The following is a 26,445-nucleotide window of genomic DNA, read 5'->3' on the forward strand; positions in this document are numbered from 1 at the left end:
ATGGAACAGGGCTTCTACCAACTCCTGTCTGCCCTCGAGGAGATGGCCCCGCGCGACGAGCTAGTGTCCTCGCTTGTGACTGAACCCTCCTCTGTGAGTGAACCCTCCTCGCATCTCGGTGCGACAGCGGATGCCTACGACGCCGTAGCAGTCCGTTACGCCGAACTCTTCCGTAATGATCTCGACGCTCTTCCGCTGGATCGCGCGATGCTCGCCGCGTTCGCCGACCTCGTACGGACCACAGGCGCCGGGCCCGTCGCGGAGCTGGGATGCGGCCCGGGACGCATCACCGCGCACCTGCGGGACCTGGGGCTGGACGTCTTCGGCGTCGACCTGTCGCCGGTGATGATCGATCTCGCCCGCGAGGCATATCCGGACCTGCGGTTCGAGGTCGGCTCCATGGACGCCCTGGACCTGGCCGACGGCAAGCTGAACGGCATCGTGTCCTACTACTCGGTCATCCACACCCCACCGCAGGAGGTGCCCTCGTACTTCGCCGAGTTCCGGCGGATACTCGCGCCTGACGGCCACCTCTCGCTCGCGTTCTTCGAGTCGGAGGGTGAGCCGGTCACAGCGTTCGACCACAAAGTGGTGACGGCGTACCGATGGCCGATCGACGACCTCGCGGGGCTGGCCGGTGAAGCCGGGTTCGTCGAGGTCGGCCGGATGCTGCGTGCGCCGCGCGAGGAGGAACGCCAGTTCCGCCATGGCCATCTGCTGATGCGCGCAGCCAAGTAACTCAGGTGTCGACACGGGTGGCCACGGCTCTGGGGCCAGGGGAGATGGGACGGAATGATCGGGACCGTGTTCCGCAGCGAGGACGTGCCTGCGGAGGACAGATTCGAGTACTGGCGGGAACTGGTCGGACGGACGCGCTCGAGCGACCTGATCAGTGCCCACACCGCCGACTACTGGGCGGAGTACCGGCTGATGGAGCTGGGGCCGGTGACCGTATGGCCGTCGTCGTTCCTGCCGACCCGCTACCGGCGGAGCGGAAAAATGGTGCGTCGGTCCGACCCCGAGTTGTACCACCTGACGCTGCTGCTCGATGGAGACCTGGCTCTCGAGCACGCCGGGCGGACCGACACGTTCGGCCCACGTGACCTGCACATGGTCGACGGCTCGCGGCCGTACGACCTCCGGCCGGCGGACGACCGGGATCGCCGAGCCGTCAAGGGGGTCGGCGTGGACTTCCCCAAGGCGTTGCTGCCCCTGCCGCCGCACCGCGTCCGGGAGTTGCTGGGCCGGGGGCTGTCGGGGCGGGAAGGTACCGGCGCTCTGCTGACCGAGTTCCTCGTCGGCCTGGACCGGCAGGCCGAAACCCTTCAGCCCTCCGACGCGCCACGCCTGGGTACGGTCGTACTCGACCTGGTGTCGGCCTTGTTCGCCCAGGTACTGGACGCAGAGGCCGCCCTTCCGCAGGAGACCCGCCAGCGGGTCACAGCACAACGCATCCAGGCGTTCATCCGGCAGAATCTCCACGACCCGGAGCTGACGCCGCCCGCGATCGCCGCCGCGCACCACATCTCCCGCAGCTACCTGTACCGGATCTTTCAGCAGCAGTCGCAGGGCGAAACGGTCGCGGCCTGGATCCGCGGCCGGCGGCTGGAGAACGCCCGCCGCGACCTGGCCGACTCCTCGCTGCGCACCACGCCGATCCACGCCGTCGCCGCGCGCTGGGGCTTCCCCCGCCCCTCCGAGTTCACCCGCGCCTTTCGCACCGCGTACGGGCTCTCCCCGAGGGAGTACCGGCTCCAGGCACTGTCCGAGCGCGAGCAGACGCTCCGCCGGTCCCCGATGGACTGACCGCTTCCCTGCTCAGCTGACGGGCGGGCGGCGAACGGCCCAAGGGTGTGCGAGCTCGAGGGTGCGAGACACCTGGAGCAGGAGGTCTTCGCGCCACGGTGCGGCGACGATCTGGACGCCGACGGGCAAGCCGGTGGCGTCGTCGTGGTGGATGGGGACGGAGATCGCCGGTTGGCCTGTCACGTTGAACACCGACGTGAACACCCCCATCGGGTAGCTGTTCAGCAGTGGCATCAGGGGATCGTCGTCGGCGCCTGCCCGCCAGGCACCGACGAGCGGCGGGAGACACGCCATCGTGGGCGTGACCAGGAGGTCGAAGCCGGCGAGGAAGCCCTCGACGATGCGCCGCGACAACTGCTGGGTCTTCCTCACTCCTTCCGCGTAGGACCACGAGTCGGTCGATCGTGCCGCGTCACGCAGGGCACGATTGTGGGGCTCGACACGGTCCGGGTCCGCGAGCACGATCCCGCTGCCGCCGACGTTCCAGATGGTCGTGAACGCCGCCACCAACTCGTCGGTCGGGGGGAGCGGAAGGCGAGTGTCGACGATGTCGTGACCGGCCGCTTCGAGCGTCCGAAGAGCGACGGTGACGGCTTCAGTACACGCCGGGTGCACGTGTATCCCGTCGATCGGGGAGTCCGTGAGCACACCGATCCGCAGCCCGGTCGGCATGTCCGTCCGCATCGCGGTGGCGAAGGACCTGTGCGGGGTCGGGGGTGACCACCACGCGGCCGGATCATGGCGCGCCAGCACATCGAGGGCGGCCGCGGTGTCGGCCACCGTGCGGGTGAGCACGCCGCTCGTGCCGAGACCTTCCACGCTGACGCTCGCGTTGGTGACCAGGCCGCGGGTGGGTTTGAGCCCGACGAGACCGTTGCACGACGCGGGGATGCGGATCGACCCACCGCCGTCTTCGGCGTGGGCGATGGGCGCCATCCCGGCGGCGACGGCAGCGCCCGCTCCGCTCGACGATCCGCCCGGCGTGCGATCCGGGTCCCACGGGTTGCGCGAGATACCCAGGGCTTCGTTCTCGGTGAAGGGCAGGGCACCGAACTCGGAGGTGGTGGTCTTGCCGAGCAGGATGAACCCCGCGTCCACGAACCGTTGCACGACCGGGTCCGATGCCGCGGCCGGCGCCTGCCTGGCGGCGGCGGACCCATGAGTGGTGGGCCAACCGGCCACGTCGAGCAGGTCCTTGATCGGCAGCGGGACCCCGTGGAACGGCGGAAGGTCATCGGCCGACGGGGTCCGTGCCACCGCATCAGCCGCAGCGGACGCGGCTTTGCGGACGTCGTCGTCGGCCCGGTGGCAGAAGGCGTTCAGCCGGGGGTCGAGCTGGTCCATCCGCTCGAGACAGCAATCGGCCACCTCGACCGGACTCACCTCCTTTCGGCGTATGGCTGCGGCGAGTTCGACGGCCGACGTGAACGGGTCGAACGGGTCGAACGGGTCAATGGGCGAGCGCATCACGAGCGGTCCCTTCTGGTCCGCGGTGCTTGCAGAAGCCGTCAGTGTCGTCGCGTCTGCGACATCCCGTCTTGGACGAATGTCGCGTAGCTTGGCGACATGCGATCCGCCGACTCGGCTCATGACGCTGCGGCGATGTGGGACATCGCCACCCCGTCCCGGCCCGGCCTGCTGCCAGGGGTCAGCATGGCCGGATTCCGCGCTCGTACCACGGAGTTCGTCGACCTGAGCGTGATTCCGTACCCGGCTGTCACGGTGCTCGTCAGCCTCGGCGACGAGCCGCTCACCGTCGACGACATCAACGGCCGGCAGCAGAACGGCAGTGTCGTCGTCGGACTCGTGCCCAGCGGCCTTCGAGGACGCGGCCGTGACATCGAAAGCCTGCAGGTGCGTCTGTCGCCGGTGATCGCGCACGCCGTGCTGGGCGTCTCTTCGGAGTTGGGCGGGACGATGGTCTCCCTCGACGACCTCTGGGGCCGCGATGCCGCGCGAACCCAAGAGCAACTGCGCGCTGCCAGGTCATGGGACGACCGGTTCGCGATCGCGGAGGCGGCGTTCGTTCGACGACACGAGGCTGGCCGAGCGATCGATCCTGAGGTCGCCTTCGTGTGGCGGCAGATGGTGACGAACCTGGGAGGGGTTCGGGTCGAGCGGCTGGCAGGCGAGGTCGGCTGGAGCCGTAAGCGACTGTGGTCCCGGTTCCGAGCCCAGATCGGTCTCAACCCCAAGCGCGCCGCTCAGCTTGTCCGTTTCGACCAAGCGGCCCACCGTCTGGCCGCGGGTCACAGCGCCGCACGGGTGGCGGCGGAGATCGGGTACGCCGACCAGTCCCACCTCCATCGGGATGTCATGGCCTTCGCCGGTGTGACGCCCACGGCCGTCGCGGTTGCGCCGTGGCTCGCGGTCGACGACGAAGCGTGGGCCGCCCCCGAATACCTGTCCAAGCCCTGACCCGACGGTCTGTACCCGACACCCGACGGTCTGCACCCGGCAGGCGCGTGGCCGGTGGCGCGCCGGCCACGGGGGAACATTTCTACAAGCCGCCCGGCACTTGAGCTTGTGACACTGCGCCTATGTCCAAGAACCGGGATGACTCCCCACTGCCGCGCCTTCAGCGGCCGCGGTACGGCGTAGACGCTCCAGCGTTCCCCGCGACACTCGGCGCCGTCGGCGCGGCCTGCTGCCTGGCCGCCGGCCGGTGGCGGCCAGGACGGAGCGCGATGGTGGCCGCCGGGACGGCACTGCTTGCCAGCACCGGCATCTACCTGCACACCACACTGCACGGCAAGCTGCGCATCTGGAGGCGGGAGCTGGACCAGGCCGGCTTGAAGGGTGACGAGCGGCTGCTGGACCTGGGGTGCGGTCGCGGCGCGATGCTGATCGAGGCGGCCAGGCGGCTGCCGACGGGACACGCCGTGGGCGTGGACCTGTGGTCCGGAAAGGACCAGAGCGGCAACCGGCCCGAAGTCACGCTCGCCAACGCCGCTGCGGCAGGGGTCGCCGACCGGGTGGAAGTGCATACGGCCGACATGACCGCGTTGCCGTTCGCGGACGGCTCCTTCGACGTCGTGACGAGCGCGCTGGCGATCCACAACATCCCGTCGCCCGACGGGCGATACCGCGCGCTGGACGAGGCGATGCGGGTGCTGCGCCCGGGCGGGCAGTTGATCGTCGCCGACTTCTGGCCCATGGCCAGGAAGTACGCGGCGCACATCGGCCAGGGCACACTGCGCGGACTCGGCCCCGGGTACTGGTACGGCGGCCCATGGCTCGGCGTCACAATGCTGCATGCCGTCAAGGGCCGCTGAGCACGTCGCCCACGGAAATGCGTCACGCCAGCCGTCTACTATGGCTCTACGTATTCGGTGGCGTGAGGGAGCCGGGCCATGCGGCGGCTGGGGGATCTCGAGGCGGAGATCATGGATCGCCTCTGGACGTGGGACCGTCCGGCGACCGTGCGCGAGGTCGTCGACGACATCAACAAGACCCGCCCCATCGCGTACACCACGGTGATGACCGTCACCAACATCCTGTACACGAAGGGCTGGCTGCTGCGCGGCAAGCAGGGTCGCGCCTGGCTGTACGCACCGGTCCGCACCCGTGAGGCCTACGCCGCCGCACTCATGGAGGACGGCCTGGGGGAGAGCAAGGACCGCTCGGCCGCGCTGCGCCACTTCGTGGAGAACATGTCGCAGGAAGAAGTGGCCGCACTGCGCAGGGCTCTGCGAAACATGGGCCGACAGATGAAGCAGTGAACGCCGCCCCCGTCCTGGTCGGCTACACGGTGACCGTGGGCCTCCCTGGCCGCCGCGCCCGGATAGTGATCAGCGAGGCGGCCTTCCGTGAGCTCACGCCGGAACAGCTCGGCGCCGTACCGGAACACGAGCAGGCCTCTGATCGCCTGCCCGGCCGGCGTCGGCCGACCGCCAACTGAGCTTCCTGAGTTCTCCGTCGCAGTCGGTCAAGGCTTCGCCATGTGCCACCGGTCGCTGAGCGAGCGGCAGTTACCCAACGTACTAAGGGAGTAAGTAGAACGACCGCCGAAGGGAAACTCCGTGATCCAGCGACGCATCGTCCTCCTCTCGGCCGCAGGGCTCGCCTCGGCGTTCCTTCTGGCGGCGTGCGGCAGCTCGACGGAAAAGGCGTCCACCGGTACGAGCCCCGGCAGCGCCGTCCCGGTCGCCACGGCCGCGTCGGAATCCGCGACCTCAGCCCCGACCGCCTCGGAATCCACGCCCTCCGCACCGGCCGCCGGCGGCCACGCGGCCCCAACCACCATGGTGATGGCCAAGACGGTCAACGGCATCGGCAGCGTGGTGACCGACGACAAGGGGATGACCCTCTACCGCTACGACAAGGACGAGGCGAATCCGTCCAAGTGGACGTGCTCCGGCGAGTGCACGAAGACGTGGATCCCCGTCATTGTGCAGGACTCCGTACAGACCATGGGGGTCGAGAAGAGCCTTCTCGGCACGGTCCACCGGAACGGCATGAAACAGCTCACCCTCGGCGGCTGGCCGCTGTACCGATACGTGGGTGACACACAGGCCGGACAGACGAACGGCCAGGCCAAGGACAAGACGTGGTACGCCGTCACCCCGTCCGGCACGAAGTCCACCATCACCGGCTGAGCCCAGAAACACGACCGTGGTCTTGCTGCGGGGAGGGCGCGGTGCGACATTCCGTCGGGAGGCGAGTTCGGGCGCGATCGGAACGGCGGAGGTCGAGATGCCGTGGCGTACGTGGTCCGCCGCGCGCCGTGCCGCCTGGAGCTGAGTCGCTGCGTGAACGTACGTACAGTGAAGGCCGGTTGGGCGTCGTCCGTGTTCGCGGCGACCGTGCTGTCCACCGCGTCCGCGGTCGAGATCGCGTGCCCCGGGGCTGCCGGCATTGACGGGTCGCCGGACAGTCCTTCGCGCCGTCGCCGCGGGGAGCGACATCGACGGCCTAGGCTTCGGCCCGGCACCGGACCCGATCCCAGGAGCGCACACCGTGTTCGACCCCGCACCGGAGTATCCGTACCCCGACGTCCACCGATCGGATGAAGCGCCCACCCCGCACGCGCTTCTCGCCCCGGTGATCGGATTCCTGGGTACCTGGCACGGGCGGGGCCATGGCGGGTATCCCACGCTCGCCGGGGAGTTCGCGTACGCGCAGGAGGTCACCTTCAGCCACGACGGCCGCCCCTTCCTCCGGTACGAGGCCCGGGCCTGGTTGCTCGACGCCGACGGCACACCGCTGCGCCCGTCGGCTCGGGAGAGCGGCTGGTGGCGGCTCCAGCCCGACGGCCGGGTGGAGGCACTGATCACCCAGCCCACCGGTATCGCCGAGATCGCCGTCGGCCGAGCGGCCGACAACACGGTCGACCTCTCCACCCACGAGGTGGCCCTCACGCCCACGGCCAAGGAGGTCAACGCAACCCGCCGGACCTACGCCCTGACCGACGACGACACGCTCACGTTCGTCCACGAGCTCGCGGCGGTGGGGCAGCCGTTGCAGCACCACCTCTCGGCGACGCTGCGGCGCAAGGAATAGGCGCGCGGCGAGGTTGTTGAGCAGTACCGCTGGGACGTGGTGCGGGGCGGGTCACTCGAGTTCGGCAAGTGAGCGTCTCCAGGAAGGCATCGAGAAATGCCTGCGTCAGCGCGTTCCTGAACGTCTCCGGGCTTGCCTGAAATGCGGCTGGATTCTCGGCGTCAGTTGTCGGGCGCCCGCGGCGGCAGCGGCCGCAATCCGTCCAGGGTGAGGTCGAGGAGGCGTTCCGCCTGTTCGCGTTGGTCGGGGCTGGCCGAGGTGAGGGCGATGCCGGCGAGGGCGGCGAACATGTCGGTCGGGCTGATGTCGGTGCGGATCGCGCCGGCGGCGGTGCCGGCGTTCATGAGGGAGGTGAGGGCGGCCTGAATCAGCTCGTGGCTCTCGGCGTAGGGGTTGGTTCCCGAGGCGACGACGGCTCGTAGGGCCTCGGCCATGCCGAGTTTGGCGGTGGCGTAGTCGATGAAGCGACGCGTCCAGGCGCGTAGGGCCTCGCGGGGCGGCATCGTCGCCAGGAGCCCGGGGACGGCCTCGCACAGCCGGGCCACCTCGTTGCGGTACGCGGCCTCGATCAGGGCCTCCCGGGTCGGGAAGTTGCGGTAGAGGGTGCCGGTGCCCACGCCCGCTTCCCTGGCGATGCGCTCGAAGTGCGCGTCCAGCCCTTCCTCGGTGAACACGCGTACCGCGGCGGCCAGGATCTTGTCCCGGTTGCGCTGTGCGTCAGCCCTCAGTGGACGTCCTGTATCGCGGGCCATCGGCGTCGCTCCTCGCTCTCCCGTTGCTAAGTGGAGGCGTCTCCACTTATGGTGGGTGAAGTGGCGGCGCCTCCGCTTTCACTGTAGGGCATGGGTGTGACATGCCCTCGTTCCTCCTGCGAAAGGACTGTCGATCATGTCGGGAATCGAAGGCAAGGTAGTGGCGATCACGGGTGCCGGCAGCGGCATCGGTGAGGCGACCGCGCTCCTGCTCGCCGAGCGCGGCGCCCGGGTCGTCCTCGGGGCGCGTCGTGCGGAGCGTCTCGAGGCCCTGGCCGCCCGTATCGAAAAGGCGGGCGGTGAAGCCGCCTGGGTCCGTACGGACGTGACGCGGCGCGAGGATCTGGCCGGCCTCGTACGGCTGGCCCGCGAGCGGTACGGCAAGCTCGACGTCCTCGTCAGCAACGCCGGAGTCGGTCTGATCTCCCCCCTGGACGACCTCCGCGTCGAGGACTGGGAGGAGATGATCGACGTCAACCTCAAAGGTGTGCTGTACGGGATCGCCGAAGCGCTGCCGGTCTTCCGGGAGCAGGGCTTCGGGCACTTCGTCAACATCGTGTCCACCGCCGGACTGCGCGTCACTCCGCTCCAGTCGGTGTACGCCGCCACGAAGAACGCCGTCCGTACCCTCTCCGAGGGCCTGCGCCAGGAGGCCGGCGAGGGCCTGCGCGTCACCGTCGTCTCCCCGGGGTTCGTCCGTACGGACTTCGCCGACCGCATGGATTCCGAGGTGAAGGTCCAGATCGTCGAAAAGATGGACAGCATCGCGATCCCGCCGGCCGCGGTGGCCCGCGCCGTCGCCTTCGCCGTCGAGCAGCCGGACGGTGTCGACGTGGGTGACATCGTGGTGCGTCCCACCGCGCAGGACTGAGGTCCGTTCGCCGTCACGCCGTGCCGCGTCGTGGCCCGCCGGCGCCGGGTTGTGGGGCGCGTGCACGTGATCCGAGTCACGTCAGGTTCCCGTCAGTGAAGTGGCCCGTAGCCGTCAGTCTGCTCCGATCTCATAGGCCCCAGAGCCCCTCTGAGACCCCGCTCCCCGTTCCGGGGGAGCCCCCCACCGAGGAGTGACATGGCTGAGACACTGACCGGAACCGCGAGCGACGCCGCCGCAGAGATCCCCGAGTTCGTACCGCCCAGGGCGGCCGCCTGCCCGTTCGCGCCGCCGCCGGTCCTTGCGGAGATCCGCGAGGAGAAGCCGATCAGCAAGGTGCGGATCTGGAACGGCAGCACCCCCTGGCTCATCACCCGCCATGAGGACCTGCGGGCAGTCCTCGGCGACCCCCGCGTCAGCGTCGACGACAAGCGGCTCGGCTTTCCGTTCCCGAAGAAGGCCATGGCGGAGAACGCGCACCACCACCCCGACACGCTCTTCAACACGGACGCCCCCGTCCACACCCGGCTCCGCCGGATGCTGACCTCCTCCTTCACCGCCAAGCGGATGGCGGCCCTGCGCCCCGCCATCCAGAAGGTCACCGACGAGCACATCGACGCGATGCTGGCCGGGCCGAAGCCGGCCGACCTGGTCCAGGCGTTGGGTCTGCCCATTCCGACGCTGATGATCTGCGAACTGCTCGGAGTCCCTTATGAGGACCACGAGTTCTTCCAGTACCACGCCACCGTCGCGGTCAGCCAGACGTCATCGGCCGAGCAGGACCGCGAGTCGAGCGTCGCGCTCGGCGAGTACCTGGCCCGGCAGATCCACGCCAAGACGGAGAGCCCCGCCGAAGACGCGCTGTCCGACCTGGCGGCCCTGGTCAAGGCCGATGAACTGACCATGGGGGAGGCGTCCCTCATGGCCGTCATCCTGCTCATCGCCGGGCACGAGACCAGCGCGAACATGATCGCGCTGGGCACCCTCGCGCTGCTGGAGCACCCGGAGCAGCTCGCCCTGCTGCGCGAGACGGACGATCCCAAGGTCGTGGCCGGAGCGGTCGAGGAACTGCTGCGCTACCTGACCATCGCCCACACCGGGCAGCGCCGGATCGCCCTGGAGGACATCGAGATCGGCGGCGAGGTCATCCGCGGCGGGGACGGAATCATCGTCTCCCTCCCCGCCGCCAACTGGGACCCGGAGGCCTTCCCGGAGCCCGACCGCCTCGATCTGCTCCGCGACGCCCGCCAGCACAACGCGTTCGCCTTCGGCGTCCACCAGTGCCTGGGCCAGCAACTCGCCCGCGTGGAACTCCAGGTCGTCTACGGCACGCTCTACCGGCGCGTGCCCACGCTGCGACTGGCCACCACGCTGGAGGAGATCGACTTCAAGGAAGACGCGATGGCGTACGGCGTCGCCGCGCTGCCGGTCACCTGGTAGCCCGTACCCACCTAGCCCCTGGCCCGTAGCCCTTCGACACCAGCAGGACGTCGGAAGGGACATATCAAGGGAGATACGAAGCTTCAGCCGGTGCCCTCCTTCCAGCGTGAAGCCTCCCGGTAGGCCTCGAAGACACGGTGGTGATCGGGGCCGAGCAGGCGCGCGCAGTCCTGCCCCAGGCGCTGGCAGAGTGCGGCGGCGCCTCGGGAGTCGCCCGACTCGCCGGTGAGCCTGGCGTGCCGGGCGCGTGCGTCGAGGACGTCCGTGTCCATGGCCCGGGGGCCGTCGGCGTGCAACTGGATGAACCGTTCCAAGTTCTGGATCTCGGCGATGTGGCGCGTGTCGACGTGTGGATCCGCGGAGTCGTCCGAGACGTACTCGATCTGCTGGACCGCCCGGGCCACGGCTCGGGCGTCGGGTGGCCGGTTCCCGGGTGACTTCTCCAGCAGTCTCAGCACGAGGGAGTCGAGAGGCCTGGGGATACCGGGACGCAGCGCGCCCGGCGGGGCGGGCGTTTTCTCCACGTGGTGCCACATGACGGCATAGGGATCCGAGATGTGGCCGAAGGGAGACCAGCCGGTGAGCATCTCGTACACGACGCAGCCGAGTGAGTAGAGGTCGCTGAGAGCGCTGCCGGACTCCTCACGGAGCCGTTCGGGGGAAGCGTAGTGAACGGTGCCCCACCCTGGACCGTGGGAAGAGGACGCGTCGATGAAGCGGGCGAGGCCGAAGTCGACGACCTTGGCGGATCCGGTGGTGTCGATGACGATGTTGCCGGGTTTCACGTCCCTGTGCACCACGCCCGCCTCGTGGGCGTCGGCGAGGCCGTCGCAGATGTGCCTCGTCCAGCGCACGGTCTGTTCCAGGGTGAGGTGCCGACCCTGCCCGGTGTGGGCGGAGAGCGGCCTGCCTTCGATGTACTCCATCACGGAGTACAGGATGTCGCCGTCCTCGCCGTGGTCGTAGATGACGGCGACATGGGGCCGGTTACGGATGCGCGCCATCGCCTGAGCCTCCTTGCGGAATCGCTCGACGCGCCGGTTCAGTTCCTCGGAGTGCTCGCCGTGTCCGCGATGACGGTGCAGTGTGGCCACCTTCACCGCGACCGGCCGGTTCAGGCGGAGGTCGAGTCCGAGCCAGACGGAGCCCTGGGCGCCGCGGCCGAGGGGCGACTCCAGCTTGTAGCGCCGGTCGAGGACACGTCCTGATTCCATGATTGCGTCACTTGCCCGTCGGGTCCCAGGCGCACAGCTCGGGCAGCCGCGCGACGTGCTCGTTCCATTCGGCGAAGAACTCGATGCGCCGGCTCAGCACATCCTGCAACCGGCGCTGCGCACTTCGCCGCCGCACCACGCCGGCCTCACGGATCCTGCCGCGCTCGGCCGGTACGCGCGTCACGTCCAACAGCCCCCACACCCCGGCGAAGGCGCCCACCAGCAACGCGAGTGCCAGGAAGAAGCCGCCGAGGAGGAAGGGGGCCAGGACGAGGGCGGACAGGCCACCGGCGGTGCCCCCTACGCGCCGCGGCAGGTTGCGGTCGACAGCCGCGGCCTCGGCCTCCGTGCGTTCGAGCAGTTCGGTCTCCAGCTCGTCGGCCAGGGCTTTCCCGTCGACGGACGCGGCGGGGTCGGTCGGCAGCAGTGTGTGCCAACCCTCGATCGCGATACGGATGTTCTGAGGCCGGTGGCTCAGCGAGGCCACCACCAGTTCCTCGGCGGCGGTGCACAGGTTGGGCAGCATCTGCATGAGCGCGAGGCGGCGCGCGTCGTCTCCGAGGGCGATCTGACTCGGTTTGAAAACGGCGTTGTCGAGGAGCGTCGTGAAGTCCATGACCTCGGCGTCCGCCTCTTGACGCAGCTCGTGCTCCTCCTGTGCCGCCTTCTCGTCACCCCGGTGCTCGATGAACCGGCGCAGCGCCTCCTTCTTGGTGTGCAGGGCAGCCTCATCGGGTTCGAGATGGCCGATGAGGCGGTCGATGGCCGTCTCGGCGTAGCGGACACGTCCGGGGGTGGACGCCGTGCGGTTCGGGGGTGGGAACTCCTTGCGGAGGTGGGCGAGGGTGCCTGTGGTGACGGTGGCCAGCCGCCAGTGTTCGAGGAGCGCCGGCCAGTCCCCGTCGTACGCCTGGCCCAGGGACTCGAACCGGTCGCCGGGTGAGGCGAGGAGTTTGCGCAGCTGGGGTGTCCAACGCCGGACACTCGCCCTGGCCGCCGTCCCGCCCGCCGCCGCCTCGGTGCCCCAGCGCACCATCACCTGCCGGGCGTAGCTGTGTGCGAGGTCGCCGAGTTCGCGGCTGGCGACGGCGTCGAGGACCACGAGGAAGTCCCTGCCGAGTCGGTCCGGGTCGACGGCGTGCTGAAGGTAGCCGTCCATCCAGTTCCCCGCCCGTTCGTGCTCGCCCGCCCTGGCCGCGGCGAGCGAGAAGAACAGGTTCGCCTTGCCGAGGTCGAGCCCCTGCGCCTGCCCCATCGCGGTGAGCCGGATTTCGTCGTCCCCGTCCAGTCGGGCGGCGACCGCCAGGGTTGCGTGGGCGAGCCAGAAGTCGGGGTCGTGGACGAGGTGTTCCTCCACGAAGAGCCGGAGGTTGTCGGTTCTCAGCGCCCCGCTCCTCACGAGCTGCGGGGTCAGCTGTTTGACCAGGCCACGAGCGAGAGAGCGCACCTTTTCCCGGTTGCCGAACCTGCGCTGCCAGTCCTCGGTGATCCGGTCGAGCTCGAACTGTGCCGCAAGGACGGCCTGGTCGCGTTCGTACTGGGACCGGAAATCCGTGAGTTCGGCCTTGACCTGGCCGAGCTCGGACCGGGTCCGGGACAGGCCCTCCCGCAGCTCTTCGGTGGCGGAACCCACCGATTCGACCTGAAGGGCGAGCTCGTTGGCTCTGCCGCGCAGGGCCTCCAGGCCCCCGGACAGCGTGCCGAACCGGTCGTGCAGGGTCTTCAGGTCGCCTTCGCGGCGCTGCTGCGCCTCGCGTATCTCCTTGAGGCCGTCCCTCAACTCGTTGAGACTGGCGTCGGCCTCGGGCTGCTCACTCACACCGCTCCCCGTTCGTCCCGCCGTGCGGTTTCGGTCTCCGGAACAGGTACTTTCTGGCGACGCACCGGAGGAGCGCAAGGGCGCGTAGCGGCGCGCGCGGCGCATGTGTGTGTTCGGACGGGCGCCGGTGCGCGGAGACAGCTGCCTCGGCTTCCTCCCGCGCGCGGCCGGCCCTCGGGAGCCGGCCGGGCACGGCTCAGCCCGGGAGGTACCTGACGAGGGCCTCTCGCTCATCGCCGCAGCTCCCGCTGCCGCACGGCCACCGGAAGCGGTAGTCGGTAGGGCCACCGGACGCGGTAGTGGGTCTGTTCCGGCCGACACGCGAACTCGGCCGGGAGGAACAGTCGGCGTACCGCGGGTCTGTCATCCTCCGACCGGCGGGCGCGCGGCGGCGACCGTCGGCGAGGACTCCTGGGTCTTCCTGGACACGCGGCAACCCTGCCGGTGTCATGCACCGCTCCGGCTGGGCTATGATTGATCTTGAGCAGCCCGCCGGAGGACTTTGGTGGTCGGCCTCGCGTTGGTGGTCCAAGGAAAGACGCCCCGCTTCCTGCGGGGAGATGCAGGTGCAAGGCCTGCCCGGCGCTCCACAGCCCCGCCTCCTGTATTCCGGAGGCGGGGCTTGTTTCATTTCGCCGCAAGCCTCCCTGCCGCCCCCATGCCGCTCCCTGCCTCCCCCTACCCCTGTCTCTGGCCCCTGCTCAAGCCCCCGGGAATGCGCCGACCAGGTCCGCTGTTACAGCACACGTAGCTGACATGCGCGAGTCAAGATCGCGTGATGTGGGCGGAAGGAGGACCTCATGGCACGCAACAGCGCGCGACCCGTCGTCACGCTGAGGTCGACAGCCGGGACCGGCGTCACCTACGTGACGCGGAAGAACCGCGGAAACGACCCCGACCGGCTCGTCCTGCGCAAGTACGACCCGGTGGTCGGTGAGCACGTCCCGTTCCGGGAGGAGCGCTGAGCCGAGCCCGGCGCCACCGGGCGGACCGTCACAGGACCGTCGACCGTCACAAGACGGTCGATGGTCACGGAACCGTCGACCGTCACAAGGGAGGCAACCTCATGAAGCCCCGCATCCACCCCGAATCCCGCCCCGTCGTCTTCCGTGACCGGGCCGCGGACACCGCGTTTCTGACCCGTTCGACCGCGCACTCGTCGAAGACGATCGAGTGGGAGGACGGGGGCACGTACCCGCTGATCGACGTCGAGATCTCGTCGGCGAGCCATCCGTTCTACACCGGGACCTCGCGGGTCCTGGACACCGCAGGCCGCGTGGAGCGCTTCGAGCGTCGTTACGACCGTACGGCCTCGCCGCGGCACTGACGGCGGGTTTGACAGTTCACAGCACGAGAAGGGCAGATCCATGAAGGTGCGCAAGTCCTTGCGTTCCATGAAGTCCAAGCCGGGGGCTCAGGTGGTCCGTCGACGGGGCGTGGTCTTCGTCGTCAACAAGAAGAACCCGCGTTTCAAGGCCCGCCAGGGCTGACGGCACACCACCCGGAGGCAGGCGGCGACGAGGAGCGGTGGCGAGGGTGGAAGGGCGCTCCCAGGTCTTCCGTGACCAGGGAGTCCTGGGACAGGGCCGGCCGTGCGAAGAGGTGAGCTGCCGTCTCCGCCTCCGTCTCCTCGCTCAGCGAATCGTCCGCCTGCGTGGGGCCATGGGATGCCCGCCGCCACGGTACGTCCCCCGGTTGGCCCCTGCGCACCGTCCTGGCGACCGTCCGACGTTCGTACGGGCCACGGCGTCGCGGCTCAGTCCGCGTCCGTCGGGATGCGGAGCGTCACGCGGTAGCCGCCGTCGGGGGTGGGCCCGGACTCGAAGGCCCCGCCCAGGAGTTCGGCGCGCTCCCGGAGGCCGACGAGGCCCTGCTGGGAGCCGGGCAGGGGCAGGGAGGGGCGGGTGGGGGCATTGTTGGTCACCGTGACGCCGAAGCGGTCGTCGGAGTGCCACAGGTGGACGGTGGCGGCCGCGCCGGGCGCGTGTTTGCGTACGTTGGTCAGGGATTCCTGCACGGTGCGGTAGAGGGCGCGTTGCGCGGGGGTGGCGATGGCGGAGGGGAGTTCACCCGTCAGGGTCGCCTCGATGCCGCTGGTCGACACGAGCTTGTGCAGGTCGGCGAGTGTGGGCTGCGGCGTGAGTTCGCCGACGCGGCCCCCAGAGGCCCGCAACAGCGCGACCATGTGGCGCAGTTCGTCGAGCGTGTCGACGCTCAGCGAACGGATGGTGCGGGCGCCCTCCTTGAAGTGCGGATCCTTGGCGGCGACCTGAAGGGCACCCGCCTGTACGGCGATCAGGCTCACCTGGTGGGAGACGACGTCGTGCATCTCGCGGGCCAGCTGGGCACGTTCCCGGGCCAGGACGGCCTGGGAGTGCAACAGCCGCTCGTGTTCGCGGGCCGTCTCGATCTCCGCGAGCCGGTCGGCCAAGTCCCGCCGGGCCTGGACGAGTTGGCCGAGCAGCACGGGGGCGGCGGCCGTGGCCAGGGTGTAGAAGAAGTAGATCAGCGTCCAGGCGCGTTCGTGTGAGCCGACGTTGCCCAGGGGCCAGGGCACGGCAGAGGCGCCGGCGAACAGAAAGGCGCTGGCGACCAGCAGCCGACGGTCGCGGGAGCGCTCGGCGAGGGTGAACAGCGCGGCGAACGAGGCGAAGACGATGTCCACCATCAGGCTGGCCGGGAGCGTGAGCAGGAACACCGTGAGCGGAAAACGGCGACGCAGGGCGAGCGCGGCACAGGCGACGGCTGTCGCCGCCGTCGCGAGGCGGCTCGAGTCCCCCAGATTGATCAGGACGTCCACGGCGGCCACGGCGACGACCACGGCGTCGACGACCGGATCCGGGATCCGCGCCCACCACGGCCTGCCCCCGTTCATCGCCGGTCCTCCGACCGGTTCCGCCCGTCCAGCAGGCCCGCCCGCTGGGCGAGCAGCGCGGCCCGCACCCGGCTGTTCACGCGCAGCTTGGTCAGGATCGCGCTGACATGGTCCTTGACGGTGCCCGCGCTGAGATGGACGCGGCTGCCGATGTCGGCGTTGGACAGCCCCTCCGCGATGAGCACCAGCACTTCGCGCTCCCGCTCGGTGAGCCGTCCGACGCGGGCGGCCTCCTCGTCGTCCGCGGCGGTCGAGCCCGGGTGGCTCTGCCACACGGCACGGGACGCCTTCGGTGACATCACGACACCGCCCGCGCACAAGGTCCGCACCAGTTGGGCGAGTTGGTCCGGCTCGGTGTCCTTGAGCAGAAAGCCGGCCGCCCCCGAGCGCAGCGCGGTGAGAATGTACTCGTCGGCGTCGAACGTCGTCAGCATCGCCACCACGGGCGCGTCCGGCAGCGCCCGCAGGTGCCGCAGTACGGTCAGACCGTCGACGTCCGGCATCCGGATGTCCAGCAGCACGACGTCCGGTCCCTCCCGCCGTACCGCGTCCACCGCCTCCGCGCCCGTCGTGGTCGCGACGACCTCGATGTCGTCGGCCGCGCCGAGGATGAGCTCGAAGCCGGACCGCACCAGGGCCTCGTCGTCCACCACCACTACCCGGATCACGTACGTTCCGCCTCGTCCTCGATGCCATCGATGTCCTCGATGTCGATTGTCGTCACTGTGACCGTAGAACGGGAAAAGCCCGGTGCGGCGCTCCGGCGGAACGGCCCGGCCACCCGGCGGGTCGGTTCCAGTCGTCCGGGGGGTGTGAACCGGACGCCTGCCGGATACTTCGCGATCGGCGATTCTCCCGAGCCTGTGAGCCATGACGCAGAACGCACACGACACGACGCTCGTGGCACCGCCCCGACCGGAGCCGTCCGAAACCACGCAACTCCCCGACACCCGGCCCTCGGTGGGGCGCCTGATCGGAGTGGACCTCGCCCGGGGGCTCGCGGTCTTCGGGATGTACGCGGCCCACGTCGGCCCCGATCCCTCCGAGGGCGGATCGACCGGCTTCTTCATGGAACTGGCTCACGGCCGGGCCTCCGCGCTCTTCGCCTTCCTGGCCGGCTTCTCGATCGTGCTGATCACCGGCCGCCGCACCCCCAAGACCGGCCGGGCGGGCCGCCAGGCGGTCGCCAAGGTGGTGATCCGAGCCCTCATCCTGCTGGTCCTGGGCACCGCGCTCACCCTGACCGGCACCCCGGTCGAGGTGATCCTCGCCTTCTACGGCCTGTACTTCCTGCTGGTCCTGCCGCTGTACCGGCTCGGCGCCCGACCGCTGGCGGTCATCGCCGTGAGCGGTGCGCTGATCCTGCCTCAGATCCTGTACGTGGTGCAGCAGGCCCTCAATCCGGGCGGCGACGGTGGTGGTCCGGGCGGGATCTGGGCCTGGCCCGCCGACGCGGACGGCATCGTCTCGCTGCTCTTCACCGGCGGTTACCCGGCCCTGGCCTGGATCCCGTTCGTCGTCGCCGGCATGGCCGTGGCCCGGCTGGACCTGGCCTCCACCGTCGTCCGCACACGCCTCGCGATCACCGGTGTCTCGCTGGCAGTCCTCGGCTACGGCGGCTCCTACCTGGCCCTGCACCTCGTCCCCGGCGTCGCCTCCGCCCTCCGCGCCTCCGGCTGGGGCGAGGGCGGTTCGGTCATGTCGGCCTGGTGGTCCGACACCGCGGGCTACCCGACCGGCACCACCCCGGCCTGGCTGCTGGCGGCCTCGCCGCACAGCGAGACGACCCTGTCGGTCGTGGCCAACACCGGCGTGGCCATCGCGGTCCTGGCCGCCTGCCTCGCCGCCACCGACACCCTCCCGCGCTTTCGCCGACTGGTCGCTCCGGTCATCGCGGTGGGCACGATGTCCCTGACCGCGTACGTCTTCCACATCGTCGCCATCCGCGCCCTGGGCATACAGGAACTGCCAGGTTCCCCGCTGCACGTGCTGCTCGGCTTCCTCGTGGCCGTGACCGTGTTCGCGACCCTCTGGTCCCGCCACTTCGCGCGCGGACCGCTGGAATGGCTGCTCGGCCGGGCCACCAGGATCGCGGAGCGCGTCCGATGAGGGGCCCGTCGAGCGGCCGCTGGGAGCCCTGGCTCCTGACGGCGGCCGCGGCGGCGGCCGTCCTGGGCGTCCTGCGCCCGGACCTGTACGCCGACGCCGTCGACCACGTCGTCACCACCCTGGTCGGACACCCCTGACGGGAGGCCGACGACTCGGGCCGCCGCCGTGGGCGAGGCTTTCAGCCCGTGGACGTCACTTCTTCAGTGCTACCGCGTCCCCGGCCGAGACGATCCTCGCGGTCGTCGTCGTGCCGGGGAAGTACCAGCGCCAACTGCCCGCCGCGGTGGCGGTCACTTTGGTATTGAGGTTCCCGTGGGTTCCCGACTTCACGGTCTTGACCGTGCTGTAGTGGGCGGTCCCGGCCTTCTTGAACTGGAGCTTGACCTGCTGCCCGGTGAAACCGTGGTAGGCGAGGTCCTCCCAGTTGGCACGGGACAGCTTGCCGGTGACGGTGAGTTTGGCGCCCTTGGCGACCGGTTCGGGCGACGCGTCGGTGGTCAGCTTCGAGGCGCGCTTCACCTTGTACTCGGCGATGTGGTCGGAAATCCAGTAGTCGCCGTCGTTGGCCCTGACGGTGGCGTCGACCTGCCAGACGCCGGCGATCGTGTTGGCATCGGTGTCACTGGTGTCCGGGATCCAGGCTGGATCGACGGTCATCCTGGCCGTGCACACCGACGGGGTGGAGCTCTTCTTCACGCACGAGGACCCGGTCCAGTCGAAGAAACCATGGACGCTGTACGCCTTGGAGGTGTTGACGTTCGCGAGCCCCTTCACGCCCGAGTTGTCCTTGACCGTGATGGCGATCGGGAACGTGACGGTCTTCGACGTGCCCACGGTGACGTTGCCGCCGCCGTTGGCAACGGTCTTCACGACCCGGACGTCGCCTCTCCCCTCGGCGTGCGGGCCGGTCGCCGTCAGCAGCACAAGGAAGTGAACCAAGATCGCGACACCGTACGGAGAGGCTACACACGGGGGCGGCTCGGTCTGGAGCTGTCGTGCCTGGTCCTGGTGGGTGAGGTCGAGCCGGCGGAGTGGGGAACGTCGTCATTCCTCGATGTGGATCGCCAGCGCGGGGCAGACGCCCGCCGCCGAGTCCATCTTTTAATGTACCGTTTGGTCTAGCAAACTGAAGCGGCGTCCCGGAGTCCGCTTTCCCCCAGGTGCGCCGACGGCCGTCTGGAGCGGACGCCGGGTTGGTCTCGGTCGAGACACGTCGTCATATCAGGCGGGGAGTGAATCAATGCCACGACCACCGGGTCATGGGCCGGGCTTCGAAGTCAGACGCCAGAAGATCATCGACGTCGCGGCCTCCCTGTTCGCCGAACAGGGCTACGCGGCGACCTCCATCAACGACCTGGGCCGCGCGGTCGGACTCGCCAAGGGAGCGCTGTACTACTACATCGTCTCCAAGGAGAACCTGCTCATCGAGATCCAGTCGCGGGTGATGCGACCACTGCTGTCGCGCGCGCGGCAGATCGCGGAACTCGACGAGGATCCCCTGCTGCGGCTGCGCCTGCTGTCCGAGTCGCTGCTGACGATCATCTTCCGCAGGCTCGACCACGTCTGGGTCTACGAACACGACTACCGCAGTCTCAGCGGCGACGAACTGGAGACCCTGCTGGGCCAGCGCTCCGACTTCGAGCACCTGGTCTCCGGCCTGCTCGCGGAAGCCGTCGACCAGGGCATCTTCCGTGCGCTCCCACCGCGCCTGGCGACCCTGCAGTTCCTCAACCTGCACAACCACACCTACCAATGGGTGCGCCCCGAGGGGCAGTGGGACGCCGCGTTCCTGTCGCGCGAGTACTGCGCGACCCTCTTCCGCGGCTTCGGCGCGTCCGACAACGCGCTGCCGGATGTGGAGGAGCGGGCGGCCGCGTTCAAGCGTGACCGTCCCGACCTGCCGCTCGACCCCGAGGCGGAGTGGCAGCCGGCCGCTGTCGGCGACTGACCCGGACCCGCGGTGCGCTCCGGCACACCGCGGGACCCGACCGTTCCTCATGGCCGGCTCACGCCTGCTTCACCAGCGCTCTGGCGATGACGTTGCGCTGGATCTCGTTCGTGCCCTCGCCGATCTCCAGGATCTTCGCGGCGGCGTGGAAACGGGAGATCTCCGACTCCCGTACGTAGCTGTAGCCGCCGTGGATCTGCACCGACGCGGAGGCCGCGCGATGGGCGACCTCGGAGGCGTACAGCTTCGCTATGGCGGCCTCCGTACTGTGCGGACGGCCCTGGTCGGCGAGCCAGGCGGCGCTGTAGAAAGAGGCTCCGCACGGAAGGAGGCCGTACGCCTCGGACCGGTGGGAGCCCGGGCATGCTCCCTCTCGCCGGGCATCATCGACACCCCGCAGGGCCGGCAGGAGGCGGCGACCCACGCCTCCATGCAGCGGCTCATCGACGCGACCCCGTTGGGCCGGACGGGCAGCTCCGAGGATGTAGCCAGTGTCGTCGCCTTCATGCTGTCGGACGAGGCCGGCTTCCTGAACGGCATCGACATCCTCGTGGACGGTGGTGTGTTCGCCGCCGTGCGCGGCGACTGAAACGGACGCGAGCACGCCGGTTCGGCGCTCACGCCGCACGGTTCCCGGGAAGGCGGGCATGCTGGTGCTCGTCGGGATACGGGCGGACGGGCTGACGAGCGGAGGCGCGCGATGCGGTGGTGGGCCGGTTGGACGGCGGTCGCCGGAGTGGTGCTGCTCGCGGCGTGCGGTGGATCGGGAGGCGCAGGCCGGGGACCGTCGTCCGGACCCACGAGTGCCTCCGCGAGTGCTTCTACGAGTGCTTCTACGAGTGGGACGGCGGAGCCGGGGCGAGGGGCACCGTCCGCGTCGGGCCCCGGATCCGCCGCCCCGGCGGCCAGTTGCTTCGCCGGGCGGGTGGAGGTCACCGTCTCGCCCGGGGACGCGGTCGAACGGCGGTTGTGCGTGCGGACCGGGGCGATGATCTCGGTCACCCTGCGCCCGCGTGCGGACGACCGGCGCTGGACGGCCGTCCAGAGCACGGCGCCCGCAGTGGTGCTGATCTCCGGATGGCGCGTCGACGCCGACGGGACCGGCCGTGCCACCTTGCGCTGCGCGAGCGTACGGGGCGGGGCGGCCGGGATCACGGTGACGGCGAAGGCTCCGGACGTGGCGGGCGCGGCGCGCACCGCGTTCACGCTCCGGGTGAGTGTGGTCCCGTACGCGAAGGAGGGGTGAACCAGCCGCTTACGGCGGCGAGTTCACCCCTCCTGCGTGCGTACGGGTCAGCCGCAGTCGCGCACCTTGATCGTGTAGATGCCGCGGCCGTGCGTGGCCGCGTACAGCGTGCCGCCGTCCGGGCTCAGCTTCAGCTGGAGCACAGCGACCGCCGGGAGTCGGCCGACGCGCTGCCATGTCGTACGGCCCGGGGCGCGGTAGACCACACCGAGGTCGGTGGCGACGGCGAGCCCCCCGTCGGCCGTGACGACCGCGGAGTCGGTCGGCACGTCGGGGAGGTTCGTGGAGATGTCGGTCCAGGTGGTGCCGCCGTCCTTGGACTCGAAGACATGGCCCACGCCCGCGCCGGGTCCCTCGGTCCAGTGCCGGGAGAAGCCATTGACCTCCAGGTACACATGGTCGGCGTTCTTCGGGTCGACGGCGAAGCCGCTGAGGTAGCGGTTGGGCACGTTCGCGTCCACCGGCAGGGTCACGTCGTGCCAGCCCGTGCCGTCCGCGTTGCCGACGGAGATGCCGCGCGCGAAGCCCTGGTTGTTGCAGGGGCCGCACCAGGCCGCGTACACCTTGCCGCCCGACGCGGCGACGGCGGTCGCGGTGCGGCCGGCGCCGAGGTCGTACACGCTGGTCCACTCGGAGCCGCTGCGGATGGCGTAGCCGTGCGTCTGCACCCACACGTGCCGGCCGCCCGCGATCCAGGTCGAGCTGTTCTTCATGTCGGCGGCGAGCGGGGCGATGAAGCGGGCCTCGCTGGTGGCGTTGTCGGCCGGGGCGACGTTGTACGAGGTGACCTTGCTCGCGTCGTTGACCCAGGAACCGTCGTTGACGGCGCAGTTCTGGGTGATCTGGACGGCGAGGTAGACGTACTCCTCGGCGATGTCGCAGCCGTTGGCCGGGTCGGTGAGCGTGTCGCCGCCGTCCCCGCCGAAGTCGGAGCCCATCACCTTGTCGTCGCCGCGCAGGATGGACTGGCCGTTGTCCTGCAGGCCACCGGTGACCGAGACGCCGCCGTGGGCGAGGTCCTTGCCGATGCCCACCGAGTAGTACTGGAGCGTGTCGATCGTGCCGTCGTTCAGGGACGTCCAGTCGGTGGCGTGGCCGGAGGAGTCCTGGGCGCCGTCGAGCGGCCGCCGGTAGGCTCCGCCGTCGTTGCCGACGTAGACGTAACTCCTGCCGTGGTAGCGGCCGATGGCGACCCCGTGCTGGTCAGAGTGGGTCGTCGCGTTGCAGTCGCCGGTCTGCTTGGCGGGGTCGATGCTCCAGCAGGGGAAACCGAAGTTCCAGTACGGGCCGACGGTGGACCAGGTGCCGCCGCCGTCCCTGGTCTCGTAGACCTCCTCCAGACCGGCGTACACATGCTGCGCGTTCGCCGGGTCGACGGTCAGGAACTGGTTGTACCAGGCCTGTACGCCGGGCATGTAGCCGCTGGAGGTGAGGGCCGAGCCGTCGGCGGCGAGCTGTTTGTAGTCGGCGATCTTCGTCCAAGGGCCGAACGGGGAGCCGGACTTGGCGACGTAGACGCCCTCGAGACCGCTGTCCGGGTTGCTGTTCAGCTGCTCCGGCGACTGGTCGATGGCGTAGTAGCGCGAGCCGTCGGCGGACCGGGCGAAGGTGACGTTGCCGACGTTGTCCGCGTCGGACGGCAGGTCGCCCAGACCGCTGGTGATCCGCGTCCAGGCGCCCCGCACCTTGGTGTAGAAGCCGTTGTAGTCGTCACCGCTGCGCCAGCCGACCGCGAGAACCACCTTGGAGGGGTCCTTCGGGTCGATCGCGATGTCGTTGGCGAGGTTCTTGTACGGGGCGGAGGGGTCGCTCGCCAGCGATCCACCGGGGAGGTAGCCGGGGTTGGGGGCGAACTCCAGCTTCCAGGCGCCGCCGAGCGTCTTGGTGGAGTGGCTCCACACGCCCTCGCTGGTCGCCGCCCACACCTTTCCGCCGCCGAAGCGCAGCTGGTGGATGGTGGTGCTCTCCAGCTCGTCGCCGCCGACCCGGCTGCGCGCGGAGAACGTGCCGTGGTGTGCGTCGGTCAGCACATACACCCCGCTGCCGAGGTATGCGTCCGCGTTGGTGTTCGCCTCACCGGTGCCCAGCCACAGCCGCCCGGATCCGTCCAGGGCCAGCGCGCCGGTGGACTGCGAGGGCAGCCGGTCGCTGATGGGCTCCCAGTGTCCGCCGCCGGACCGGGAGCGCCATACGCCGCCGCCCGCGCTGCCCGCGTAGACGTACCCGTCGTCGTCGGCGGCCATCGCCGCCAGGCGGCCGGTGACGTTGCCCGCACCGCCGCTGGAGTTGGAGTCGAAGTCGCGGTAGCGCGGGTCGTCCGAGTTGTACGGCAGATCGGTGACGTTCCGCCAACTCCCGCCGGTGGAAGGCAAGTTGTTCAGACTGCTCCAGGCGGCGCCGTAGGCCCCCGGCGCGACGACACCCGGTGAGGTGCGGGCCTCGGCGTACTGGTCGGCCCCCTCGGCTATCTCGCCGGACTCGTTGCCGCCGTCGGAGTCCTGCGCGGTCACCTTCGGGGTGATGCCGCCCGTCGACTGCGCGCGGCTTGCGGCGAGTTGGGCGAGCGCGCGGGCCCCGAAGGGACGGCCCCCGTCCGGGCCGGGCGCGGCGCCGGCGGGCAGGGCGACGAGCGCGGCCGACGCGGTGACGGCACAGATCGTGAGCCATCGTCTCTTGCGGGTGGGTACTGACACGTGGTCCTCCCGAACGGCGTTGACACAGCCTTGGGACAGACAGGACCACGAGGGACGGGTGAGCGTCCCGGGGCTTACCCAATTCTTGTCCAGAACCTGCCACAAATGAGGTGTTGTACGGCGGGGCACCCGGTCACCGGTGCACCCGCCCGCGGGGGCGCGTCGGGTTTCGGCGGGCCGGAGCGGTTCGCGCCGTTCGCTCCCGTTGCCCAAGGGCGCCGCACCGTGGGCCTGTTGGCCGCCGAGGGCCTGGTGGGATCGTGACCCTGATCAGGCAGTGCCGCCGGAGAAGGAGTCACGCGTGTTCGACAACCTGAAGAACCTCAAGGACAAGGCCGAGGAACTCGCCGAGGCCCACGGCGACACGATCTCCGACGGACTGGAGAAGGCCGGCGACATCGTCGACGACAAGACGGACGGCACATACACCGACAAGATCGAGACCGGTGTGGACAAGGCGCAGGAGTACGTCGAGAAACTGGGCGAGAAGGAGGCCTGACCCGCGGGGCGTACGCGGGTCCCGGGGCGCCCCGGGGGCGCCCCTGCCCGGCGGGGTCGCTCAGAAGGGTTCCGGGAGAGGCACCCGGCCCGACCTGCTGCGCACCTGTTCGATGAGCGCGGCGTACGCGGCGATCATCCGGGTGCGGCTGAACCGTTCGCGGCTGAGCGCCAGGGCCGGTGCGAACTCGGCGCCCCGCGCCACCGCCTCGGACCAGGCCAGGGCGATCGCTTCGGGGTCGGGCGGGGTGAGGAAGCCGTGCCCGGTGACGATCGAGGCGCTGTCGCCGACATCGGTGGCGACCGGCACGGCCCCGCACATCATGCCCTCGATCAGGCACAGCGGTGCCGCCTCGCCGCTGGCGGAGGTCAGCGACACCACGTCGGCGGCCGCGTAGACGGTCTCCATATCATGCCGTACGCCGAGTAGGGAGAGGCGGTCGGCGAGCGGGGCGTCCGCGCCGAACGCGGTGGCGATGTCCTCACGCAGGCAGTCGTTGGCCCGCGTCATGCCCGCGCCGCACATCAGGACGTGGCCGTCGGGCTGTCGGCGCAGCCAGGCCCGGGCGGCCCGGAGGAACAGCGGAACGTTCTTCATCGTGGCGTAGCGTGCCGCGAAGACGATCACGGGCGCGCGCTCCGGGATGCCCAGCGACGTCCGCAGCAGAGCGCGTCTGAACGGGTCGGGGCGGAATCGCAGCAGATCCACGCCGTTCGGGATGACGTGCAGCAGGCCGGCCGGGATCCCGGCCGCGGCGTACGCGGCGCGCGTCGACTCGGCACAACAGATCCCGGCGGCGATCCGGCCGTCGGCGACCGCCGTCCGCAGCTCGTCCAGGGCCGCCCCCTGGTTCTCGGGGTCGGAGCGGTGCAGACAGACCACGACGGGCCGCCGGGGCAGGCCGGCCTGGTTGAGCAGGCCGAGCGGCTGCTCCTTGAGGGACAGGATGACGTCCGCGGCGGCCACCGCCCGGGTGGTGGCGGCCAGCTCCGGCCCGGTGAAGGCCTCGGGGCCGCCGGGTGTCCCGGGGGTGCGGCCCAGCGAGGTGACCGGCACGCCCGCCGCGGTCAGCGACCGGTAGCAGACGTCGTCCTCCATCCGCTGCCGGGTCTCCTCCCGATACATTTCGCCATTCACACTCAGCACCGCATGCCGCTGGCCACCCTCATGGAGCCCCAGCACCACATCACTGTGCACGATCCGGGCCCCGCCCGAGAAGAATCCTTCATAGATCGACAGCACACGCAGTTCGTCCATCACGCGCACCTCTTGGCCCGTCTCGCAGAAAGGGAGGAAACCTTTTCAACCCCTGTGATCTGCGGGTTCTCCGCTATGGACACAGGAGAAACTTGCGAGCCTGTGAACTCGTCGTTTCGAATTCGGACACGATTGGTTACGGCGTACTGTTCGGTTGATCAGCCGAATGAAGACACAGAGGTCGCGGGCCTGACGGCCGTTCTCACACCAACCGGACGGTAAAAAACAGGCCAGAAATTTCCTGGTCCGGGGACGCGCGACACGTACAATCCGCGCCGCGGCCGAGACGGGTGCCGCCACCGCTCGGCTGAAGCGGAAGGGTGAATGTCTGGGTATTCGGTCGCCCGGTTGCTCCGTGACACGGCCTCCGGGCGCGGCGGCGCGCTGTTCGTCGTAGGAGAACCGGGGCTGGGG

At 69.9% G+C, this 26,445-nt stretch carries 29 protein-coding genes and 1 tRNA gene; 20 read left to right on the plus strand and 10 right to left on the minus strand.

Annotated features, from left to right (window positions below):
* The first annotated feature begins 93 nt into the window (after positions 1-93).
* Both KVT44_RS36310 and KVT44_RS36315 read left to right on the plus strand, forming a co-directional pair.
* Positions 94-738, plus strand: coding sequence for a class I SAM-dependent methyltransferase (locus KVT44_RS36310; protein ID WP_217571676.1), 645 nt, complete (start codon positions 94-96; stop codon positions 736-738).
* Between the two features lie 54 nt (positions 739-792).
* Positions 793-1,806 (plus strand): helix-turn-helix domain-containing protein, encoded by a 1,014-nt coding sequence (locus KVT44_RS36315; protein WP_099919702.1) that lies wholly within the window; start codon positions 793-795, stop codon positions 1,804-1,806.
* 12 nt (positions 1,807-1,818) lie between these two features.
* Here the strand turns inward: KVT44_RS36315 and KVT44_RS36320 are convergent, their stop codons facing one another.
* Positions 1,819-3,273 (minus strand): amidase, encoded by a 1,455-nt coding sequence (locus KVT44_RS36320; RefSeq protein ID WP_217571678.1) that lies wholly within the window; start codon positions 3,271-3,273, stop codon positions 1,819-1,821.
* Positions 3,274-3,372: 99 nt separating this feature from the next.
* Here KVT44_RS36320 and KVT44_RS36325 point away from each other — a divergent pair, with 99 nt between their 5' ends.
* The 6 genes from KVT44_RS36325 to KVT44_RS36350 all read left to right on the plus strand — a co-directional run bounded on the left by KVT44_RS36325 (position 3,373) and on the right by KVT44_RS36350 (position 7,308).
* A complete protein-coding gene (locus KVT44_RS36325; protein WP_254650395.1) occupies positions 3,373-4,224 on the plus strand; it encodes an AraC family transcriptional regulator in 852 nt (283 codons plus the stop codon).
* A gap of 122 nt (positions 4,225-4,346) precedes the next feature.
* Positions 4,347-5,081, plus strand: a complete 735-nt coding sequence (locus KVT44_RS36330) for a class I SAM-dependent methyltransferase (protein WP_217571680.1) — start codon at positions 4,347-4,349, stop codon at positions 5,079-5,081.
* Positions 5,082-5,159: 78 nt separating this feature from the next.
* Positions 5,160-5,528 carry a BlaI/MecI/CopY family transcriptional regulator gene (locus KVT44_RS36335; protein WP_217571682.1) on the plus strand — a complete coding sequence of 123 codons (369 nt, stop codon included), beginning with the start codon at positions 5,160-5,162 and terminating at the stop codon, positions 5,526-5,528.
* Positions 5,525-5,707, plus strand: coding sequence for a hypothetical protein (locus KVT44_RS58655; protein ID WP_254650396.1), 183 nt, complete (start codon positions 5,525-5,527; stop codon positions 5,705-5,707). Before KVT44_RS36335 ends, KVT44_RS58655 begins: the two co-directional genes overlap by 4 nt.
* A 121-nt stretch (positions 5,708-5,828) precedes the next feature.
* The gene (locus KVT44_RS60680) at positions 5,829-6,404 is read left to right on the plus strand and encodes a hypothetical protein (protein WP_217571684.1); all 576 of its coding nucleotides are present in this window, start codon (positions 5,829-5,831) and stop codon (positions 6,402-6,404) included.
* Positions 6,405-6,765: 361 nt separating this feature from the next.
* Positions 6,766-7,308, plus strand: a complete 543-nt coding sequence (locus tag KVT44_RS36350; protein WP_217571685.1) for an FABP family protein — start codon at positions 6,766-6,768, stop codon at positions 7,306-7,308.
* A 161-nt stretch (positions 7,309-7,469) separates the two neighbouring features.
* Here the strand turns inward: KVT44_RS36350 and KVT44_RS36355 are convergent, their stop codons facing one another.
* The gene (locus KVT44_RS36355; RefSeq protein WP_217571686.1) at positions 7,470-8,060 is read right to left on the minus strand and encodes a TetR/AcrR family transcriptional regulator; all 591 of its coding nucleotides are present in this window, start codon (positions 8,058-8,060) and stop codon (positions 7,470-7,472) included.
* A gap of 136 nt (positions 8,061-8,196) precedes the next feature.
* On the opposite strand from KVT44_RS36355, the gene KVT44_RS36360 reads away from it, so the two are divergent.
* Complete coding sequence (locus KVT44_RS36360; RefSeq protein ID WP_217571687.1) at positions 8,197-8,931, plus strand: SDR family oxidoreductase; 735 nt, start codon at positions 8,197-8,199, stop codon at positions 8,929-8,931.
* Between the two features lie 198 nt (positions 8,932-9,129).
* Complete coding sequence (locus KVT44_RS36365) at positions 9,130-10,371, plus strand: cytochrome P450 (protein ID WP_217571688.1); 1,242 nt, start codon at positions 9,130-9,132, stop codon at positions 10,369-10,371.
* Positions 10,372-10,454: 83 nt separating this feature from the next.
* Here the strand turns inward: KVT44_RS36365 and KVT44_RS36370 are convergent, their stop codons facing one another.
* Together KVT44_RS36370 and KVT44_RS36375 are read right to left on the minus strand one after the other, a co-directional pair.
* Entirely contained in the window at positions 10,455-11,585 is a 1,131-nt protein-coding gene (locus KVT44_RS36370; RefSeq protein ID WP_217571689.1) for a serine/threonine-protein kinase, read from the minus strand.
* 7 nt (positions 11,586-11,592) lie between these two features.
* Positions 11,593-13,404: a hypothetical protein gene (locus tag KVT44_RS36375; RefSeq protein ID WP_217571690.1), complete on the minus strand. Its 1,812-nt coding sequence runs from the start codon at positions 13,402-13,404 to the stop codon at positions 11,593-11,595.
* 517 nt (positions 13,405-13,921) lie between these two features.
* On the opposite strand from KVT44_RS36375, the gene KVT44_RS36380 reads away from it, so the two are divergent.
* The 4 genes from KVT44_RS36380 to ykgO all read left to right on the plus strand — a co-directional run bounded on the left by KVT44_RS36380 (position 13,922) and on the right by ykgO (position 14,894).
* A tRNA-Gly gene (locus tag KVT44_RS36380) sits at positions 13,922-13,994 on the plus strand.
* A 210-nt stretch (positions 13,995-14,204) separates the two neighbouring features.
* Complete coding sequence (gene rpmG / locus KVT44_RS36385; RefSeq protein WP_054230143.1) at positions 14,205-14,369, plus strand: 50S ribosomal protein L33; 165 nt, start codon at positions 14,205-14,207, stop codon at positions 14,367-14,369.
* 101 nt (positions 14,370-14,470) lie between these two features.
* Complete coding sequence (locus KVT44_RS36390) at positions 14,471-14,731, plus strand: type B 50S ribosomal protein L31 (RefSeq protein ID WP_217571691.1); 261 nt, start codon at positions 14,471-14,473, stop codon at positions 14,729-14,731.
* A gap of 40 nt (positions 14,732-14,771) precedes the next feature.
* Positions 14,772-14,894 (plus strand): type B 50S ribosomal protein L36, encoded by a 123-nt coding sequence (gene ykgO / locus KVT44_RS36395; RefSeq protein WP_054230145.1) that lies wholly within the window; start codon positions 14,772-14,774, stop codon positions 14,892-14,894.
* A gap of 266 nt (positions 14,895-15,160) precedes the next feature.
* Here ykgO and KVT44_RS36400 read toward each other — a convergent pair whose 3' ends face one another.
* Complete coding sequence (locus KVT44_RS36400; protein ID WP_190168154.1) at positions 15,161-16,279, minus strand: sensor histidine kinase; 1,119 nt, start codon at positions 16,277-16,279, stop codon at positions 15,161-15,163.
* Entirely contained in the window at positions 16,276-16,947 is a 672-nt protein-coding gene (locus KVT44_RS36405; protein ID WP_099919688.1) for a response regulator transcription factor, read from the minus strand. Before KVT44_RS36405 ends, KVT44_RS36400 begins: the two co-directional genes overlap by 4 nt.
* A 202-nt stretch (positions 16,948-17,149) precedes the next feature.
* Between KVT44_RS36405 and KVT44_RS36410 the strand changes: the two genes are divergently transcribed.
* On the plus strand, positions 17,150-18,388 hold the full coding sequence (locus KVT44_RS36410; RefSeq protein ID WP_217571693.1) for a DUF418 domain-containing protein: 1,239 nt from the start codon (positions 17,150-17,152) through the stop codon (positions 18,386-18,388).
* Positions 18,385-18,525: a hypothetical protein gene (locus KVT44_RS36415; protein WP_177324367.1), complete on the plus strand. Its 141-nt coding sequence runs from the start codon at positions 18,385-18,387 to the stop codon at positions 18,523-18,525. Before KVT44_RS36410 ends, KVT44_RS36415 begins: the two co-directional genes overlap by 4 nt.
* A gap of 55 nt (positions 18,526-18,580) precedes the next feature.
* On the opposite strand, the gene KVT44_RS36420 is transcribed toward KVT44_RS36415, so the two are convergent.
* Entirely contained in the window at positions 18,581-19,327 is a 747-nt protein-coding gene (locus tag KVT44_RS36420; protein WP_254650397.1) for a hypothetical protein, read from the minus strand.
* A 301-nt stretch (positions 19,328-19,628) separates the two neighbouring features.
* Between KVT44_RS36420 and KVT44_RS36425 the strand changes: the two genes are divergently transcribed.
* Positions 19,629-20,336, plus strand: coding sequence for a TetR/AcrR family transcriptional regulator (locus KVT44_RS36425; RefSeq protein ID WP_217571695.1), 708 nt, complete (start codon positions 19,629-19,631; stop codon positions 20,334-20,336).
* A gap of 58 nt (positions 20,337-20,394) precedes the next feature.
* Here the strand turns inward: KVT44_RS36425 and KVT44_RS36430 are convergent, their stop codons facing one another.
* Positions 20,395-20,760: an acyl-CoA dehydrogenase family protein gene (locus tag KVT44_RS36430; protein ID WP_308314203.1), complete on the minus strand. Its 366-nt coding sequence runs from the start codon at positions 20,758-20,760 to the stop codon at positions 20,395-20,397.
* On the opposite strand from KVT44_RS36430, the gene KVT44_RS36435 reads away from it, so the two are divergent.
* Positions 20,686-20,925, plus strand: a complete 240-nt coding sequence (locus tag KVT44_RS36435) for an SDR family oxidoreductase (protein WP_308314204.1) — start codon at positions 20,686-20,688, stop codon at positions 20,923-20,925. The genes KVT44_RS36430 and KVT44_RS36435 overlap by 75 nt on opposite strands.
* Positions 20,926-21,261: 336 nt before the next feature.
* Positions 21,262-21,582, plus strand: coding sequence for an acetyl-CoA synthetase (locus KVT44_RS36440; RefSeq protein WP_217571697.1), 321 nt, complete (start codon positions 21,262-21,264; stop codon positions 21,580-21,582).
* Between the two features lie 47 nt (positions 21,583-21,629).
* On the opposite strand, the gene KVT44_RS36445 is transcribed toward KVT44_RS36440, so the two are convergent.
* Positions 21,630-24,275 carry a glycosyl hydrolase gene (locus tag KVT44_RS36445; RefSeq protein ID WP_217571699.1) on the minus strand — a complete coding sequence of 882 codons (2,646 nt, stop codon included), beginning with the start codon at positions 24,273-24,275 and terminating at the stop codon, positions 21,630-21,632.
* A gap of 301 nt (positions 24,276-24,576) precedes the next feature.
* Between KVT44_RS36445 and KVT44_RS36450 the strand changes: the two genes are divergently transcribed.
* Positions 24,577-24,774 (plus strand): antitoxin, encoded by a 198-nt coding sequence (locus KVT44_RS36450; RefSeq protein WP_190168158.1) that lies wholly within the window; start codon positions 24,577-24,579, stop codon positions 24,772-24,774.
* Between the two features lie 60 nt (positions 24,775-24,834).
* Here KVT44_RS36450 and KVT44_RS36455 read toward each other — a convergent pair whose 3' ends face one another.
* Entirely contained in the window at positions 24,835-26,016 is a 1,182-nt protein-coding gene (locus KVT44_RS36455; RefSeq protein WP_190168499.1) for a glycosyltransferase, read from the minus strand.
* Positions 26,017-26,445 lie beyond the last annotated feature (429 nt).

The organism is Streptomyces sp. GbtcB7 (assembly GCF_019091445.1).
GTDB classification, from domain to species: domain Bacteria; phylum Actinomycetota; class Actinomycetes; order Streptomycetales; family Streptomycetaceae; genus Streptomyces; species Streptomyces mirabilis.

What these genes read in the sequence shown, in the direction of transcription:
- KVT44_RS36320 (WP_217571678.1), bottom strand. Translation starts at nt 3,273, where the DNA reads ATGCGCTCGCCCATTGACCCGTTCGACCCGTTCGACCCGTTCACGTCG.
- KVT44_RS36355 (WP_217571686.1), bottom strand. Translation starts at nt 8,060, where the DNA reads ATGGCCCGCGATACAGGACGTCCACTGAGGGCTGACGCACAGCGCAAC.
- KVT44_RS36360 (WP_217571687.1), top strand. Translation starts at nt 8,197, where the DNA reads ATGTCGGGAATCGAAGGCAAGGTAGTGGCGATCACGGGTGCCGGCAGC.
- KVT44_RS36330 (WP_217571680.1), top strand. Translation starts at nt 4,347, where the DNA reads ATGTCCAAGAACCGGGATGACTCCCCACTGCCGCGCCTTCAGCGGCCG.
- KVT44_RS36400 (WP_190168154.1), bottom strand. Translation starts at nt 16,279, where the DNA reads ATGAACGGGGGCAGGCCGTGGTGGGCGCGGATCCCGGATCCGGTCGTC.
- ykgO (WP_054230145.1), top strand. Translation starts at nt 14,772, where the DNA reads ATGAAGGTGCGCAAGTCCTTGCGTTCCATGAAGTCCAAGCCGGGGGCT.
- KVT44_RS36365 (WP_217571688.1), top strand. Translation starts at nt 9,130, where the DNA reads ATGGCTGAGACACTGACCGGAACCGCGAGCGACGCCGCCGCAGAGATC.
- rpmG (WP_054230143.1), top strand. Translation starts at nt 14,205, where the DNA reads ATGGCACGCAACAGCGCGCGACCCGTCGTCACGCTGAGGTCGACAGCC.
- KVT44_RS36370 (WP_217571689.1), bottom strand. Translation starts at nt 11,585, where the DNA reads ATGGAATCAGGACGTGTCCTCGACCGGCGCTACAAGCTGGAGTCGCCC.
- KVT44_RS36390 (WP_217571691.1), top strand. Translation starts at nt 14,471, where the DNA reads ATGAAGCCCCGCATCCACCCCGAATCCCGCCCCGTCGTCTTCCGTGAC.
- KVT44_RS36410 (WP_217571693.1), top strand. Translation starts at nt 17,150, where the DNA reads ATGACGCAGAACGCACACGACACGACGCTCGTGGCACCGCCCCGACCG.
- KVT44_RS36425 (WP_217571695.1), top strand. Translation starts at nt 19,629, where the DNA reads ATGCCACGACCACCGGGTCATGGGCCGGGCTTCGAAGTCAGACGCCAG.
- KVT44_RS36415 (WP_177324367.1), top strand. Translation starts at nt 18,385, where the DNA reads ATGAGGGGCCCGTCGAGCGGCCGCTGGGAGCCCTGGCTCCTGACGGCG.
- KVT44_RS36315 (WP_099919702.1), top strand. Translation starts at nt 793, where the DNA reads ATGATCGGGACCGTGTTCCGCAGCGAGGACGTGCCTGCGGAGGACAGA.
- KVT44_RS36335 (WP_217571682.1), top strand. Translation starts at nt 5,160, where the DNA reads ATGCGGCGGCTGGGGGATCTCGAGGCGGAGATCATGGATCGCCTCTGG.
- KVT44_RS36325 (WP_254650395.1), top strand. Translation starts at nt 3,373, where the DNA reads ATGCGATCCGCCGACTCGGCTCATGACGCTGCGGCGATGTGGGACATC.